The 15160-nt window shown below is 67.9% G+C and carries 14 protein-coding genes; 9 read left to right on the top strand and 5 right to left on the bottom strand.

Annotated features, from left to right (window positions below; genetic code table 11):
• Positions 1-187: 187 nt before the first annotated feature.
• Together JJL56_RS33615 and JJL56_RS03555 are read left to right on the top strand one after the other, a co-directional pair.
• Positions 188-1267: a transglycosylase SLT domain-containing protein gene (locus JJL56_RS33615; protein WP_200484198.1), complete on the top strand. Its 1080-nt coding sequence runs from the start codon at positions 188-190 to the stop codon at positions 1265-1267.
• A 268-nt stretch (positions 1268-1535) separates the two neighbouring features.
• On the top strand, positions 1536-3485 hold the full coding sequence (locus JJL56_RS03555) for a methyl-accepting chemotaxis protein (RefSeq protein ID WP_345772540.1): 1950 nt from the start codon (positions 1536-1538) through the stop codon (positions 3483-3485).
• Between the two features lie 26 nt (positions 3486-3511).
• Here JJL56_RS03555 and JJL56_RS03560 read toward each other — a convergent pair whose 3' ends face one another.
• Complete coding sequence (locus JJL56_RS03560; RefSeq protein WP_200484199.1) at positions 3512-3862, bottom strand: hypothetical protein; 351 nt, start codon at positions 3860-3862, stop codon at positions 3512-3514.
• Between the two features lie 178 nt (positions 3863-4040).
• On the opposite strand from JJL56_RS03560, the gene JJL56_RS03565 reads away from it, so the two are divergent.
• The gene (locus tag JJL56_RS03565) at positions 4041-5030 is read left to right on the top strand and encodes a small ribosomal subunit Rsm22 family protein (protein ID WP_145623562.1); all 990 of its coding nucleotides are present in this window, start codon (positions 4041-4043) and stop codon (positions 5028-5030) included.
• Positions 5031-5033: 3 nt separating this feature from the next.
• On the opposite strand, the gene JJL56_RS03570 is transcribed toward JJL56_RS03565, so the two are convergent.
• Complete coding sequence (locus JJL56_RS03570; RefSeq protein ID WP_145623561.1) at positions 5034-6152, bottom strand: DNA topoisomerase IB; 1119 nt, start codon at positions 6150-6152, stop codon at positions 5034-5036.
• Positions 6153-6283: 131 nt separating this feature from the next.
• On the opposite strand from JJL56_RS03570, the gene JJL56_RS03575 reads away from it, so the two are divergent.
• From JJL56_RS03575 to JJL56_RS03585, 3 genes are all read left to right on the top strand, one after another.
• On the top strand, positions 6284-6595 hold the full coding sequence (locus JJL56_RS03575; protein ID WP_145623560.1) for a hypothetical protein: 312 nt from the start codon (positions 6284-6286) through the stop codon (positions 6593-6595).
• A 74-nt stretch (positions 6596-6669) separates the two neighbouring features.
• A complete protein-coding gene (locus tag JJL56_RS03580) occupies positions 6670-8295 on the top strand; it encodes an alpha-glucosidase family protein (protein WP_200484200.1) in 1626 nt (541 codons plus the stop codon).
• A gap of 167 nt (positions 8296-8462) precedes the next feature.
• Positions 8463-9569 carry a TRAP transporter substrate-binding protein gene (locus tag JJL56_RS03585; RefSeq protein ID WP_145623558.1) on the top strand — a complete coding sequence of 369 codons (1107 nt, stop codon included), beginning with the start codon at positions 8463-8465 and terminating at the stop codon, positions 9567-9569.
• A 59-nt stretch (positions 9570-9628) separates the two neighbouring features.
• On the opposite strand, the gene JJL56_RS03590 is transcribed toward JJL56_RS03585, so the two are convergent.
• Entirely contained in the window at positions 9629-10249 is a 621-nt protein-coding gene (locus tag JJL56_RS03590) for a glutathione S-transferase family protein (protein WP_345772541.1), read from the bottom strand.
• Positions 10250-10458: 209 nt separating this feature from the next.
• On the opposite strand from JJL56_RS03590, the gene JJL56_RS03595 reads away from it, so the two are divergent.
• From JJL56_RS03595 to JJL56_RS03605, 3 genes are all read left to right on the top strand, one after another.
• Positions 10459-12270 (top strand): extracellular solute-binding protein, encoded by a 1812-nt coding sequence (locus JJL56_RS03595; RefSeq protein WP_200484202.1) that lies wholly within the window; start codon positions 10459-10461, stop codon positions 12268-12270.
• A gap of 17 nt (positions 12271-12287) precedes the next feature.
• On the top strand, positions 12288-12692 hold the full coding sequence (locus tag JJL56_RS03600; protein ID WP_200484203.1) for a response regulator: 405 nt from the start codon (positions 12288-12290) through the stop codon (positions 12690-12692).
• A gap of 222 nt (positions 12693-12914) precedes the next feature.
• Entirely contained in the window at positions 12915-13367 is a 453-nt protein-coding gene (locus tag JJL56_RS03605) for a hypothetical protein (RefSeq protein ID WP_200484204.1), read from the top strand.
• A 48-nt stretch (positions 13368-13415) separates the two neighbouring features.
• Here the strand turns inward: JJL56_RS03605 and JJL56_RS03610 are convergent, their stop codons facing one another.
• Positions 13416-14612, bottom strand: coding sequence for an E22 family MetX-like putative esterase (locus tag JJL56_RS03610; protein WP_200484205.1), 1197 nt, complete (start codon positions 14610-14612; stop codon positions 13416-13418).
• Between the two features lie 103 nt (positions 14613-14715).
• On the bottom strand, positions 14716-15036 hold the full coding sequence (locus tag JJL56_RS03615; protein ID WP_014197078.1) for a heavy metal-binding domain-containing protein: 321 nt from the start codon (positions 15034-15036) through the stop codon (positions 14716-14718).
• Positions 15037-15160 lie beyond the last annotated feature (124 nt).

Genomic DNA, 15160 nt, shown 5'->3' on the forward strand with positions numbered 1-15160 from the left:
GGACAGAAAAAGGGCGAATGCGGATGAACAGCATTTGCCTGAAAACCATTCCAATGGGCTATGAAAAAGGGAAAGGCCGTGGAATCAGGACATTACACCCGCCTTGTTGCTTGACAGCCGGCACCATTACATCGCAAAGAGAGGGTAACGCTTTCGATCTTTGTGCAATCAGCACGGACCCCTCCTCGTGGCTTATCGTGACTTCACCGCGGCTCGCACCGCCGGTGCCGCCCTGATTCTCGCCCTCGGCTTGGCGGGTTGCGCCTCGAACGCTCCGGAAACGGCGGACCTCGCCGTCAAGGCCCCGGAGGTGGCCGTCGTCCCGATTGATCCGAACGACCCGCTCGGCCGCTGGGTCCCCCACATGCGTGAGGCGTCGGAGCGGTTCGACGTGCCGGAGAAGTGGATCAGGGCCGTGATGATGCGCGAGAGCGGCGGGCGTTCCGTCGTGAACGGACGCACCATCACCAGCCATGCCGGCGCCATCGGGCTGATGCAGGTGATGCCCGGCACCTACGACATGATGCGCACGCAATACGGACTGGGCTCCGATCCGTCCGACCCGCGCGACAACATCCTGGCCGGCACCGCCTATCTGCGGGAGATGTACGACCTGTTCGGCGCGCCGGGCTTCCTTGCCGCCTACAATTGCGGCCCGGCCTGCTACGCCTCGCACCTCGCGGGCAAGCAGAGGCTGCCGCGGGAAACCCGGATGTACATCGCCGCCTTGACGCCGACGCTGCGCGGCGTGGCGCCGCGCGAGCCGTCGCAGGCGGCGGGAGCCAGCGCGATCGAGGTCGCCATCGTTCCGGCGAGCGCCCCTACGACGCAATCCACGGCTTCGGCTGCCAAACCCGCCACCAAGCCGGCGGCTCCGGAACCGGTCGCCGTCGCCGCGGTGGTCCCAGAGCCGGTAGCGCCGGTGCCGCAAACCCCGGCCTTTCCGGCGCCGGTCGCCGTGGCCGCTCTGGAGCCGCGCCCGGCGCCTCTGGTGGTGGAGCCCATGGGTCGCGGCGAGGCCCGCCCGCCCGCGGAATTCGTCGCCGCCACCGACCGCGCCGCGCCGGTCACTGCCCGCTCCGGACGGACGCCGTCCCGGACGGTGGAAACCCTGGTCGCCGAGGCGATGCTGCCGCCCAACGCGGTCGGCAAGGGAGAGCGGGTGGTCATCCGCTTCGTGTCCCAGCGCAGCGGCGGCTGCGGCAGCCTGGAGGGCCGGGACCGCGTCTGCGTCGCCTTGGCCGGAGGAGAAGGCGCCGGCCTGTAACGGCCTTCGTCCGCTCCCGTTTCACAGCATCGGCAACAACCAGAGGCGGCGCCCACCGGACGGTCGGGCGCCGTCTTCGGTTTTCCACAATAGCCTCATCCCCAATTCCCCGAGCATATAGGTACTCAAACGATAAAGCCCCGGAGGAGCCGCCCCGCGCGGCCCGTCCGGAAGAACGAAGAGTTCGGGGGAACGCTGCGGATGAGGTGCGGAGATGGTATCCGGTGCAAGTGAACGGGCAAAACGCTCGACTTTCCAAGTCGTTGTGGTGGATTGCCTGATTGCGGGAGTCGTGGTGGCCGCCCTGGCGGTGTTCGGCGGCATGACCGCCATGGAGGCGACGCGGATCGCCGACGGCAACGCCGAGCTGGCGCAGCGGGTGGCCGAGAATCAGCGGATCGCGCTGGAGGCCGAACGGCTCGCCAAATTGGGCGAGGCGGTGATCGCCAGCGGTGACGCGGCGACTCGGGCCGACGCGCTGACCAGCCTGGACGGCCACGCCGCGCGAATGTCCGCCAACGCCGCGCCGGACATCGCGCAGACCGTCGCCAAGGCGGTCGCGGCCAGCCGGGAGGCCGCGGCCATCGGCGCCAAGGTCGAGGCGCTGGACAAGAAATTCGGCTTCAACATCAGCCGCGCGGAAAGCCTGTCGGGCGACATCGCCCGCGGCCTGTCGGCGGCGATGCGCGCGACCGCGCAACCGGCGGACGAGCAGGCGCTCGCCACGCTCTTCTCGACGATCCGCGACGCCAAGTTCCTGCTGACCCGCCTGCCGTCCCAGCTCTACCCGCCGGCGGTCGGCAACGACCTGCGCCAGTTCCGCGAACACATGGCCAAGGCCATGGAATTGCGCCGGCATCTGCCGTCTGCCGACGAGTTCGAGAGCGTCGCCGACGATATCGCGTCCTTCGCCGCGCTCGACGAGGCCTTCGCGCAGCGCACCGAAACGCTGCGCCTGACCACCGACGCCCACGCCCACAACCAGGAGGTCCGCACGCTGGTCGATGGGCTGGTGCAGGGGATGAACGCCGCCTCCGACGCAGTGACCGCGCGCAGCCAGGAGGGAGCGGCGGCGCTGACCGCGGTGCTCGACCGGCTGACGCTGATCGCGCTGGGCGCCTTCGTGCTGATCGGGCTGATCGGCGGCCTCAATATGCTGCTGGGCTACCGCTTCATCATGCAGCCGGTGCGCGACGCCAGCCGGGCGCTTCAGGCGCTGACCCGCGGCGAGGGCGCGGTGCCCCTGCGTCCCTCGCCCCTGCGCGAGATCGCCGACATCCACGGCGCGGTCGAGGCGTTCCGCGACGCGCTGGACGCCCGCCAAAGGGCGGAGGAGACCCGCCGCGACCAGGAACGGCGCGCCGAGGAGGAACGTCGCGCCCTGATGGCGACGCTGGCGGACGGGCTGGAACGCAGCGTGCAGGCGGTGGCGGGGTCGCTGTCCGTGGCGGCGGCGGAGGTCACCGGCTCCGCCCGCGCGGTGGCCGGCATGGCGTCGGACACCGCGGAGCGCACCCGCGCCGCCGCGGACGCCGCCGGCACGGCGACCAGCAACGTCGGCGCCGTGGCCTCGGCCAGCGAACAACTCTCGGCCTCCATCGACGGGATCGGACGGCAGATTGCCCACTCCCGCAGCGTGGCGGAGGACGCCGTCGCCGAATCCCGGCGCGCCGACGGCCTGACAAAGGGCCTGTCGGACTCCGCCCAGAAGATCGGCGAGGTGGTCGCCATCATCACCGCCATCGCCCAGCAGACCAACCTCCTGGCTCTCAACGCCAGCATCGAGGCGGCGCGGGCCGGCGACGCCGGCAAGGGCTTCGCCGTCGTCGCCACCGAGGTGAAGGCGCTCGCCTCCCAGACCGCCTCCTCGACGGAGGAGATCGCCACGCTGGTCCACGGCATCCAGCAATCGACGACGGGGGTGGTGGACGCCATCGCCCGCATTGGTTCCACCATTGGCGTGATCGACGAGAGCGTGAGCAGCATTGCCTCGGCGGTCGAGCAGCAGCGTCAGGCGACCTCGGAGATCACCCACAATGTGCGCATCGTGGAGTGCATGAACACCGACGTGTCGTCGAACATCGGCGACGTCAGCCGCGTGGCGGTGGACACCGGACGCTCCGCCGACGCCATGATGGGGGCCGCCGACCGCCTGTCGGAACTGGCCGGCACGCTGAACGGCGCGGTCGACGACTTCCTGCGGCAGGTGCGGGCCTGACGCCGGAGCGCCGGGAGGCGCTCCCGTCACCGGATTTTCGAGCGGTCGCCCTTGTGGGTTTCCAGATACGCTTGCAGCTTGGGATCGTCGAGAATGGGCTTTCCATCGACGCCGTAGATCAGGCAGGGAACGCCCTTCGAGTTGGCCTCGCAGATGCTGATGGCGGTGGATTCCGAAGGCCCTGCGCAGCCGCCGAACTCCGGGCAGTAGACGATTCCGACGGCGCGGCCATTCTCACTGACCGCGAAGGCCTTGGCGTGGGGGATGGCCGCCCAGTCGGCAAAATACTGCATGGTCGCGGGGGCCATGCGGATGGGCTTTTGTGCGTAGGTGGTCTGGCAAGCGGCAAGCATCGTGACGCAGGTCACGAGCGCCATGGCGTTTATTTTCACAAAGCCCCCTTCGCGCATGCCTAACTAACAGGGGAATATTTATTAATATATTCTCCTGATAGGAGCAATGCGCATGATGCTCGTCCACGCATTGTCCGTTTCCGAACGCCGGCGCGGCGTGCTAACAGGCGGAACGACGACCACGCCTGCCCCCTCCGGACCCATGGAACTCCCCATTTCGCTCCGCCGCGCGGTGGACCGCGCGCTCGATGGCATCGCCCTGTCCGACCTCAAACGTGCGGCGGACCGCCTTTCCCAACGCTACCGGGCGGAGGTGCGGGACGGGCGCTTTCACCTGTCGGACGATCTGGCGGCGCGGGCCTATCTCGCCACCCGCCTGCCGGCCACTTTCGCCGCCGTCCGCTCCAGTATGGACGCGGTGGCCGAGGCGCTTCCCGATTTCGCGCCGGTGACCGCTCTGGACGTCGGGGCGGGGCCGGGGACGGCGCTGTGGGCGGCGTCCGATTGCTGGGCGAGCCTGGACGACGCCCTGCTGATCGAGGGCAGCCCGGCCATCCGCGCGGTCGGCGAAACGCTGTCCGGCGCGGCGGCGCCCGCGCGGATCGAATGGCGGGCCGGCGACGCCGCCGGGGACCTGCCGGACCTGGAACCACGCGATCTGGTGACGCTGGCCTATGTGCTGGACGAATTGGCGGAGCCGGCGCGCGACCGGCTGGTCGACCGGCTGTGGTCGCTCACCGCCGGGACGCTGCTGATCGTCGAGCCCGGCACGCCCGCCGGCTGGGCGCGCGTCGTCCGGGTGCGGCAGAGGCTGGTCGCCGCCGGCGCCCATCTGGTGGCGCCCTGCGTGCACAGCTCCGCCTGCCCACTGGCGGCACCGGACTGGTGCCATTTCTCCCGCCGGGTCGCCCGTTCCCGCCTGCACCGCATGGCCAAAGGGGCGGAGGTGCCGTGGGAGGACGAGAAGTTCGTCTACGTCGCCGCCTCCCGCCAGCCAGGCGCGCGTCCCGACGCCCGCATCATCGCACCACCCTGGAACGCCGGGAACGGGCGCATCGGCTTCAAGCTCTGCGGCCGTGACGGTGTGCAAACCGAGCGGGTTCTCGGCAAGCGCGACGGCGCCGCCTTCAAGGTCGCCCGCCGATTGGACTGGGGCGACGGCCTGTCAACCCAGGACCAGCCGGAGGCATAGGCCCTAGGCCGCGCGACGCCGTCGGCTCTCGCTGGCGCGGGACCGGCGTTCGCGTTCCAGCCGGCTGCGCAGGAAGGCCAGCACGGCGGCCTCCTCGGCCTCCAACTCGGGAAGTTCCTCGCGCAGCTCGGTCTCCACCTCGCGGGTCAGCGAGTCCAGCAGGTTGCCCTCCAGATAGGCGTCCAGAATCTCGGGATGGACGTAGCTCTTGCGGCAGACGCTGGCGGTGTTGCCGAGGCGGGCGGCCACCTGCTCGATGGCGTGGGTGACGTTGCGCTTGGCCTTGGCGGCGCTGTCGAAGGTCTCGAACTCCCGCAGCGCCATGGCGGCCAGGACGGTTCCGGCCCAGGTGCGGAAATCCTTGGCGGTGAAATCCTGTCCGGTGACGGCGCGCAGATACTCGTTCACATCGCCGGAACTGACCGCGTGGCGCTGCCCGTCGCGGTCGATGTACTGGAACAACTCGTCCCCCGGCACGTCACGGCAGGCGCGGACGACGCGGGCGAGGCGGCGGTCCTTCAGCGCGACGTTCCATTCCTTCCCGGACTTGCCCTTGAAGGTGAAGCGGATTTCCGCCCCCTCGATGTCGGCGTGGTCGTCGCGCAGGGTGGTCAGGCCGTAGCTGCTGTTCTCCCGCGCGTAGCTTTCGTTGCCGACGCGGATCAGCGTGGTTTCCAGCAGCCGCACCACGGCGGCCAGCACCTTTTCCCGCGGCAGGCCGCGGCGGGCGAGGTCGCCGTCCACCTGACGGCGGATGGCCGGCAGGGCGCGGCAGAAGTCCAGCATGCGTCCGAACTTCGTGCCTTCGCGCATCTCGGTCCAGCGCGGATGGTAGCGGTACTGCTTGCGCCCGCGCGTGTCCCGGCCGGTGGCCTGGAGATGGCCGTCGGGGTCCGGGCAGATCCAGACGCCGCGGTAGGCCGGCGGGATCGCCAGCTTGCGGATGCGCTCCAGCGTGTCCTCCTCGGTCACCCGCGTGCCGTCGGGCCAGCGGTAGGAGAAGCCCTTGCCGGCGCGGCGTCGCCGGATGCCCGGCTCGTCGTCGCAGACATAGCTCAACCCGGCGCAGGCCGCAGCCTCTTCAGCGTCGGGGCGGGGATCGGTGACCGTCAATCCGTCCATGCTGGCATCCCCATCTGTTGCTTGCGGGGAAACATCGCCGCCGCGTTTTGGTTGCATGGTTGCGGCGGGAGCGCCATTCGGCGACCATGGCCCCGGCCTTGAGGCCCGCCGGCACCGAAGGGATGAGCACGATGGAAGAGACCAAGCTGACCGCCGCCCTGCCGAACCTGGACATCCAGATCCTGCACCGGGACGACCCGGAGCGCGGGGCCGAGACGATCGCCATCCAGATCACCGCCACGCCGTCCTTCGATGCGCTGCACGGGATGATGGGGCCGGTGCTGCTGGCCTCGGCCAACCCGCTGCTCAACCCGGCCTTCGCCAACGCGAACCCGATGCTGGCCCTGTGGGCGGCGCCGATGCGGATGTGGAGCGACGCCATGCGGCAGGTCTGGGTGCCCTGGCTGCGCCTGACGCCGCCGCCGAGTGGTCGCAAGCCGTGACCAATCGCAGCCCGGTAACCGATCGTTAGGGCTATGGGCTGACCCTTTGCACGAGTCTCGTGTGGAGGGTCCTTATGTCCCAGGCGTCTTCGTGGCTGCGCGGTGCCGCGCTGTACCAGATCTACCCCCTCAGCTTCCTCGACCGGAACGGCGACGGCTGGGGCGATCTGGACGGCGTGCTGGAGGGCATCGGCCATGTGGCGTCGCTCGGCGTGCAGGGGGTATGGATCAGCCCCTTCTACCCGTCGCCGCAGAAGGACTTCGGCTACGACATCACCGACCACCGGGCGGTCGACCCGCGCATGGGCCGGCTGGAGACGGTGGACCGCATCATCGAGGCGGCGCACGGCCATGGGTTGAAGGTCATCCTGGATCTGGTCTGCGGCCACACCTCGGACGCGCACCCCTGGTTCAGCGACAGCCGCCGGTCGCGCGGCGGGGAGTTCGCCGACTGGTACGTCTGGGCCGACCCGCGCCCTGACGGCACGCCGCCCAACAACTGGCTGTCGGTGTTCGGCGGCCCCGCCTGGACCTGGGAGCCGCGGCGGCGCCAGTATTACCTGCATCATTTCCTGTCCAGCCAGCCCGCCCTGAACCTGCATGACGAGGCGGTGCTCCAGGCGCTCGGCGAGACCGCGGCCTTCTGGCTGGAGCGCGGGGTGGACGGCTTCCGCATCGACGCGGTCGATTTCTTCGCCCACGACCCGCAACTCCGCCCCAACCCTGCGGCGGCCTGGAGCGGGGCGGAACCGCCGGCCAAGCTGTTCGCTCTGCAGCAGCATCTCCACGACATGATGCACCCGGCCATTCACACCGTGCTGTCCCGGCTGCGCGCGGTGGTCGACCGCTACCCCGACCGGGTGCTGCTGGGCGAGCTGTCGAGCCAGCCGGGCGCGGCGCGGCGCATCGCCGCCTATTGCGGGCCGCAGGGATTGCACGCCGCCTACACCCTGTCGCTGGCCAAGCAGCCCTTCACCGCGCAGAACTTCGCCGGGGCGCTGACCGGCACGCCGCAGCCGGAAGCCATTTGCTGGAGCTTCTCCAACCACGATGTCGAGCGCGCCGCCAGCCGCTGGCTGCCGCCCGGTGCCGATCCGGAGCGCTTCAACGCCCTGCTCGCCACCCTGTTCGCCACGCTGCCCGGCACCGTCTGCCTCTACCAGGGGGAGGAACTGGCACTGCCCAACGCGGTGCTGGAGGCGGAAGATCTGCGCGACCCCTTCGGCATCGCCTATTGGCCCGACTTCCAGGGGCGCGACGGCAGCCGCACGCCGATGCCCTGGCGGTCCGGCGCCGCCAACGCCGGTTTCTCCAGCGCGGTCGAGACCTGGTTGCCGGTGGCGGAATCCCACCACGCCCTGGCGGTCGACGCGCAGGAGCGGCACCCCGGCAGTCCGCTCGACGTCTGGCGGGACGCCCTGCGCCTGCGCCGCCGCCATCCGGCGCTGACCCAGGGCGGCGTGGCGGCGGTGGAGGAGGCCGGCAGCGTCCTGGCCTTCGAGCGCGCGATGGAGGGTGAAGACCTTCTGGCCGTCTTCAACCTGTCCGATCACCCGGCCGAATACGCGCTGAAACGCAAGCCGCCGATGGTCGCCCTGGACCTGCCGCGTCCGCCGGGCGCGCCGGTTCCCGAGGTCACGGCGGACGGGCGGACGCTGGTCCTGCCGCCGCTCTCGGCCTTCCTGGGACGGCGCGGCTGAGGCGCACGCCTAATCCGTAGGGCCAGGGTAGACCTGTCATGCGCTTTTGTGCGATGAATCGGAACGAAAACGCTGCTTTGTTACAGTTGTGAAAATTCCCTCGCAACAAGTGGTCCGACGGGCCGCTTGAAACGAAAAGGGAAGGCGGAGTCCACGGGAGAAGAATCGTGAAAAGACGTGCGTTTCTGAAGTCGGCGGGTGCGGGCGCTGCGGCCGCGGGTGCGGGGCTGGCGGTGGCCGGCGTGGCCGCGCCGGCCATTGCACAGTCGCAGCCGGAAATCCAGTGGCGCCTGGCGTCGAGCTTCCCGAAGAGCACCGACATTCTGTTCGGCGCTTCGGAACTGATCGCCCGCCGCGTCGCCGAAAGCACGGATGGCAAGTTCCAGATCCGCGCGTTCCCGGGTGGTGAGTTGGTGCCCGGCCTCCAGGTGCTCGACGCCGTGCAGAACGGTTCGGTCCAGTGCGGCCACACCTGCGGCTACTACTACGTCGGCAAGGACCCGACCTTCGCCTTCGACACGGCCATTCCGTTCGGCCCGAACGCGCGCCAGACCACCGCCTGGTTCCAGGCCGGCGGTCTCGACCTGATGCGCGCCTTCATGAAGAACCACAACGTCATCCAGTTCCCGGCGGGCAACACCGGCGCCCAGATGGGCGGCTGGTACCGCAAGGAAATCAAGACCGCCGCGGACTTCCAGGGCCTGAAGATCCGCATCGCCGGCATCACCGGCCAGATCATGTCGAAGATGGGCGCCACCCCGACCCAGATCGCCGGCGCGGACGTCTATCCGGCGCTGGAAAAGGGCACCATCGACGCGACCGAGTTCGTCGGCCCCTACGACGACGAGCGGCTGGGCTTCCATCAGGTCGCCAAGTACTACTACTATCCGGGCTGGTGGGAAGGCGGGCCGAACGTCTCGCTCTACGTCAACCTGCAGGAGTGGGAAAAGCTCCCCAAGTCCTACCAGTCGATCCTGACGGCCGCCTGCGCCGAGGCGAACACCTACATGATCGCCCGTTACGATTCGGAGAACGCCAAGGCTCTGAAGCGTCTGGTCGCCAAGGGCACCATCCTGCGCGCCTATCCGCGCGACCTGATGGAGCAGGCGCACAAGATCGCCTTCGAGTATTACGACGAGCTGGCGAAGACCAACCCGAACTTCAAGACGATCTACGAGAGCTGGAAGCCGTTCCTCGACGAAACCCAGCTGTGGTTCCGCGTCGCCGAGCTGCCCTACGACAGCTTCGTCGCGTCCGCCGGCACCAAGAAGTAAGACATTTCGTCTGAGAAGGCCCCCATCCGCGCCGCGGGTGGGGGCTTTTCTTTTTGGGATCAGCCAACGTCCTGCTGCGGCATCAGCGCCATCTGGCGCTTGGCGCCGGGCTGGGCCAGCACACGGGCGTGCCACGCCTGGACGTTGGGGTAGGTGGCGATGTCGATGCTCGACTCCTCCACGAGGTCGATCCACGGGAAGGCGAAGATGTCGGCGATGGTGAGCCGCTCGCCCTCGATGAAGGTCCGCCCCGCCAGATGGCGGTCGAACTGGGCGAGCCCGCCGGCCGCCGCGGCGTCGATCCAGGGCAGGGCGTTGGAGTCGCCGTTGAACTTGCGCACCGCGCGGGCGCGCTGGACCGGCAGCAGCACGTCGGCCAGCCAGGACAGCCACTCCGCCAGCCTGATCCGCTCCGCCTCGTCCCGCCCGCCGAACCGGCCGGTCTTTTCCGCCAGATAGGTCAGGATGACACCCGATTCGGAAATGCTGAGGTCGCCGTGGACCAGGGTCGGTACCCGGCCGAAGCGGTTGATGGCGAGATAATCCGCCGACTTCTGCTGGCCGCCCCGCAGGTCGACATGGCGGTAGGCGTAGGGCACACCGGCCATCGACAGGAACAGGACGACGCGGGTGGCAGGCTGCGAATTGAGGTTGCCGTAGACGGTGAATTCGGCGGACACGGTCGAAGAACCCTCCATGCTGGTCGCGCTTGGCCGCGCGGGTTGCCGAAAACCATGACCGCAAGCCCACCGGGACACCAGAGCAAATCGCCGGGCGCGACGCTGCGGGTTGATAAGGATGGGGGTTTCGCATCGCCTCACCCCTCCCACATGTTATCAGAGCGGAACCGGGGCCGAGCGCGCCGGAGCGAAGGATAGGAGGATCGGGTATGCGCCGTGTGGCCGCTGGACTGTTGATCGGGCTGATCGCCACCGCTGTGGCCGGATCGGCGGGCGCGCAGCCGCGGCACGGCATGGCGCTGTATGGCGAACCGAAATACGGGCCGGATTTCCGGCATTTCGATTACGTCAACCCGGACGCTCCGAAGGGCGGGAAGGTGACCCTCCAGGCCATCGGCTCCTTCGACACGCTGAACCCCTTCACGCTGCGCGGCGTGCCCGCGGCGGGGGCGGCGCTGATCTACGACACGCTGATGACCGGGTCGGCGGACGAGCCCTTCACCGAATACGGTCTGCTCGCCGAAAGCGTGGAGATGCCGGAGGACCGCTCCTCCATCACCTTCAACCTGCGCTCCGGCGCGCGGTGGCACGATGGAAAGCCGGTCACCGCCGACGACGTGGTGTTCTCCTTCGCCATCCTGACGGAGAGCCATCCCTTCTACCGCAGCTATTACGGCGCCGTGGACAAGGTCGAGGCGGAGGGCGAACGCCGCGTCCGCTTCACCTTCAAGCCGGGCGACAACCGCGAGCTTCCGATGATCGTCGGGCAGCTGCCGGTGCTGCCGAAGCATTATTGGGAGGGCAAGGATTTCCAGGCGACCACGCTGGACCCGCCGCTGGGCAGCGGCCCCTATCGCATCGCGTCCTTCGATCCGGGCCGCGGCATCACCTACGAGCGGGTCGCCGACTATTGGGGCAAGGATCTGCCGGTGAATGTCGGTCGGAACAATTTCGGCAGCATGGCCTACGAGTATTACCGGGACGCCAGCGTCGCCCTTCAGGCCTTCCGCGGCGGGTTGTACGATTTCCGCCAGGAGAACGTCGCCAAGACCTGGGCCACCGGCTACGACTTCGACGCGGTGCGCAACGGCAAGGTGGTGAAGGAGGAGATCGCCAACGAGGTGCCGGCGGGCATGCAGGGCTTCGTGTTCAACACGCGCCGTCCGGTCTTCGCGAATCCGAAGGTGCGCCAAGCCATCGCCTACGCCTTCGACTTCGAATGGACGAACCAGACCCTGTTCTACGGCGCCTACAAGCGGACGGAGAGCTATTTCGAGAACTCGCCGCTCCAGTCCATGGACCTGCCGCAAGGCCGTGAGCTGGCGGTCCTGGAGCCGCTGCGCGGGAAAATCCCCGCCGAGGTCTTCGAGAAGACCTACCACCCGCCCAGCACGGAGGGCCAGAACGGGCTGCGCCGCAACCTGCTGGAAGCCAAGCGGCTGCTCGACGAGGCGGGGACCGACGTGCGCAACGGGGTGCGGGTCGACGTGGCGACCGGCAAGCCGCTGGATTTCGAAATCCTTCTGGACAGCCCGACCTTCGAGCGGGTGACGCTGCCCTTCATCGAGAATCTGAAGCGGCTTGGCATCCGGGCAAGCATCCGCACCGTGGACACGACCCAGTACGAGAACCGCACGCGCGACTTCGATTTCGACATGGTGGTCCATGTCTGGCCGCAGTCCCTGTCGCCGGGGAACGAGCAGACCGGCTATTGGGGATCGGCCTTCGCCGACCGTCCGGGAAGCCAGAATCTGGCCGGGGTACGCAGCGAGGCGGTCGATCATCTGATCGGCGAGATCGTCCGCGCCAACAGCCAGGAGGATCTGAAGGCCGCGGTGTCGGCGTTGGACCGGGTGCTGCTGTGGAGCCATTACGTGGTGCCGCACTGGTACTCCGGCGTCTACCGTGTGGCCTATTGGAGCCGGTTGAAGCGCCCCGACACCGTGCCGCCCTATTCGCTCTCCTTCGACTCCTGGTGGCTGTCGGACGCCTCGTCCGCCGGCACCGGCAAGACGCCGTGACGAGCGGGAGGGAAGCGATGGGGGCTTATTCGTTCGACAAGACGCGGACCATCCTCGTCGTCGATGACAACGCGCTGATGCGCAAACTGCTGGTGCGTTGCTTGGAGGAGGGTGGCCACCGCGTCGTGGAGACGGACGACCCGCGGGGCGTGCTGGACCTGATGCGCGCGCTGAAGCCCGATCTGGTGATCATGGACGTGGTGATGCCCGGCCTCTCCGGCGTCGAACTGGTGCGGATGATCCGCACTGACCGGGCGTTGGCGCGCACGCTGGTCGTCGCGGTCACCAACCTGTCAACGCCTACGGACATGCTGCGCTTTTCCGGCGCCGGATTCGACGGGCATGTGCCCAAACCGATCCAGCCGAAGGACTTCCTGGCGACGATCACCCGCTATCTGGATGGCAAAGGGGAACGAATATGAAAATCTCTTTTAAATCAATGTTTTGATGGATTTTTCTAAATCATGTCCTGAAGAGGCAAGGCGTTCGAAATTCTTCGTATCGACGCTAAGGAAATTCTCTTAGTCATTTGAAAACGAATGATTTCATCATCTGCCGTTGGCTTATCGGTCGGCAGCCGCTCCTCACCGATGGGCAATCCGTGCTATGGTCCTGCCGTCCTTGGCCTTTTCACCACGCAACCCATGAAGTTCATCGCCGCCGTTCCGCTGCTGCTAGGGCTGCTGGCTGTGCCCGCGGTGGCGGACACGATACGGGTGGAGCGCACCGATCCCAGCCACTTGCGCGCCTTGAGCCGCTCCTCGATTCCCCAAGAGGTCATTCCGCCCCGCACCCGCCATGTGCGCAGCCAAGCGGTCTACAATTTGCCGATGGGGCTGAACGGGCTGACCCGCTACGACGCCGCCCTGTCGCGCCTGTGCCAGCGCGGCGCCTTTGGGCAGGAGATGGACGGGATCTACTGGGCACGGACCCCGGACAAACGTTATGGCGTCGCCTTCTCCGGCGGGGCGAACCTGTCGGACCCGCAGAATAAGCGCCAGGCCGGTCAGGTGTATTTCTTCGACGGTCAGGACAGCCGCTGCAACGTCTTTGTCGGCGAACAGGCCAAGCTGATGCCGCATTACGTCGGCCACTGACGGAATGCCCCGCCGGGCGGCCCTCGCCAGACGGGGCGGTGGCGTTCGTTACTTCGCCATGAACGCCGCTATCGTGTCCCCGGCCTTGGCGATGTTGGCGATGCCGTCAAGATGGCCGAGGCTGGTGGTGATCGCGTCGGTGTAGGTGACCGCGACGCCCTGCTTCTCCAGCCGCTCCTTCAGCGGGTGCATGGCGCGCTCCGGCGGGAAGACGAGATCGTCGGCGGAGGGGATCAGCAGCACCGGCGCCTTGATCTTCGCCAGACCTTCGTCCAGCGCCCCACCGCCGCCCACCAGGAAGGTCTGGTTGGCCTTCACCAGATACAGGAAGTGGTTGGCGTCGCTGACCGCGGCGCGTGCCGCCGCCGCCTTGTCCAGCCACGCTTCGATGGCGTACTGGTTGTTCATGCTGGCGGCGGGGTCCTTTCCTTCCTCCGCCCAGCCGCGGCCGAAGGTGGCATCGGCCCATTTCCAATGACGGGCGTGCAGGGTCACCAGCTTCAAGGCCTCGGTCAGCCCGGCCTTCGGCTCCGCCTTGCCGTAGTAATCGCCGCCCTGCCAGTTCGGGTCGACGCGGATGGGGGCCGCCCACAGGTTCAGCCAGCCGATCAGGAAGGGATCGGCCTCGGCCCCGCCGATCACCGCGACCACGCGCTTGACCATCTCCGGATGCGACGCGCCCCATTCCAGCGCCTGGAGCGATCCCATCGAGCCGCCCATCACCGCGTGCAGGGATTTCACATTAAGACTGTCCAGCAATGCCTTCTGAACATTGACGAAATCGCGGATGGTGACGACCGGGAAACTCATGCCGTAAGGCTTGCCGGTGTCGGGATTGACGCTGGCCGGGCCGGTGGTGACGACGGTCGGGTCCTTCGGCGACAGGTTCACCAGCGTGTCGGAACTGATGATGAAGTATTTGTCGGTGTCCAGCGGCTTGCCCGGCCCGATGATGGAATCCCAATAGCCGGGGGCCGGGTCCTCCATCTTGTACTTCCCGGCGGCGTGGCTGTTGCCGCTGAAGAAATGGGTGACGAGAATGACGTTGTCCTTGGCGTCGTTCAGCTTGCCGTAGCTTTCCCAGCCGATCCGGACGTTCTTGATCGTGCCGCCGCCCACCGTGGTGTAGGACGGCATCTCGAACACCTTCTTCTCCACGAGGCCTTCGAAGGCCAGAGCTGGCGCCGTGCAGAAGAGCCCGGCGGCCAGGGCCAGGCCGCCGAGCCGTTTCGCCAGAGAACGCATGTCGTCCCTCCCGTTTCTCAGGTCCCTATCGATGCGGGGAGGGAGTGTAAGGGGGTGCGCCCGCCCGTCCAGGCGGGCAATCGGCCTAAACGGTTGGGGGAACTCAGCCCAGCCGGACGGCGGTTCCGTTGATCGAGACCATCAGCATGCCGTTCTCCTTGCCCAGCACCTCATAATCGATGTCCACGCCGACAATGGCGTCGGCGCCCAGCGCCCGAGCGGCGTCCTGCAAATCGGCGAAGGCGGCCTCGCGGGCGTCGCGCAGCGCGTTCTGGTAGCCGCCGGCACGGCCGCCGACGATGTCGCGGATGCCGGAGAACAGGTCGCGGAACATGTTCACGCCCAAAATCGCCTCGCCCGCGACCATGCCGAGATATTGGGTGACGGGACGGCCTTCGACGGTGTCGGTGCTGGTAACGATCATTGGTTCCTCCGGATGTGGTTTCGCGCCCTCCAGATGGCGGCGCGCACGGCGAGTCGCAATGGGCGGGGGAAGAGCGCAGCCGGAGGGAAGGGTGAGTCCGATGCGATACTGCGAAATCGCAGCG

The organism is Azospirillum aestuarii (genome assembly GCF_016632405.1).
Lineage (GTDB): Bacteria > Pseudomonadota > Alphaproteobacteria > Azospirillales > Azospirillaceae > Azospirillum > Azospirillum aestuarii.

Bases quoted from the DNA above. Each gene is read 5' to 3' on its own strand.
- JJL56_RS03575 (WP_145623560.1), top strand. From the start codon at position 6,284: ATGGAAGAGACCAAGCTGACCGCCGCCCTGCCGAACCTGGACATCCAG.
- JJL56_RS03595 (WP_200484202.1), top strand. From the start codon at position 10,459: ATGCGCCGTGTGGCCGCTGGACTGTTGATCGGGCTGATCGCCACCGCT.
- JJL56_RS03570 (WP_145623561.1), bottom strand. From the start codon at position 6,152: ATGGACGGATTGACGGTCACCGATCCCCGCCCCGACGCTGAAGAGGCT.
- JJL56_RS03615 (WP_014197078.1), bottom strand. From the start codon at position 15,036: ATGATCGTTACCAGCACCGACACCGTCGAAGGCCGTCCCGTCACCCAA.
- JJL56_RS03605 (WP_200484204.1), top strand. From the start codon at position 12,915: ATGAAGTTCATCGCCGCCGTTCCGCTGCTGCTAGGGCTGCTGGCTGTG.
- JJL56_RS03565 (WP_145623562.1), top strand. From the start codon at position 4,041: ATGGAACTCCCCATTTCGCTCCGCCGCGCGGTGGACCGCGCGCTCGAT.
- JJL56_RS03610 (WP_200484205.1), bottom strand. From the start codon at position 14,612: ATGCGTTCTCTGGCGAAACGGCTCGGCGGCCTGGCCCTGGCCGCCGGG.
- JJL56_RS03600 (WP_200484203.1), top strand. From the start codon at position 12,288: ATGGGGGCTTATTCGTTCGACAAGACGCGGACCATCCTCGTCGTCGAT.
- JJL56_RS03580 (WP_200484200.1), top strand. From the start codon at position 6,670: ATGTCCCAGGCGTCTTCGTGGCTGCGCGGTGCCGCGCTGTACCAGATC.
- JJL56_RS03560 (WP_200484199.1), bottom strand. From the start codon at position 3,862: ATGGCGCTCGTGACCTGCGTCACGATGCTTGCCGCTTGCCAGACCACC.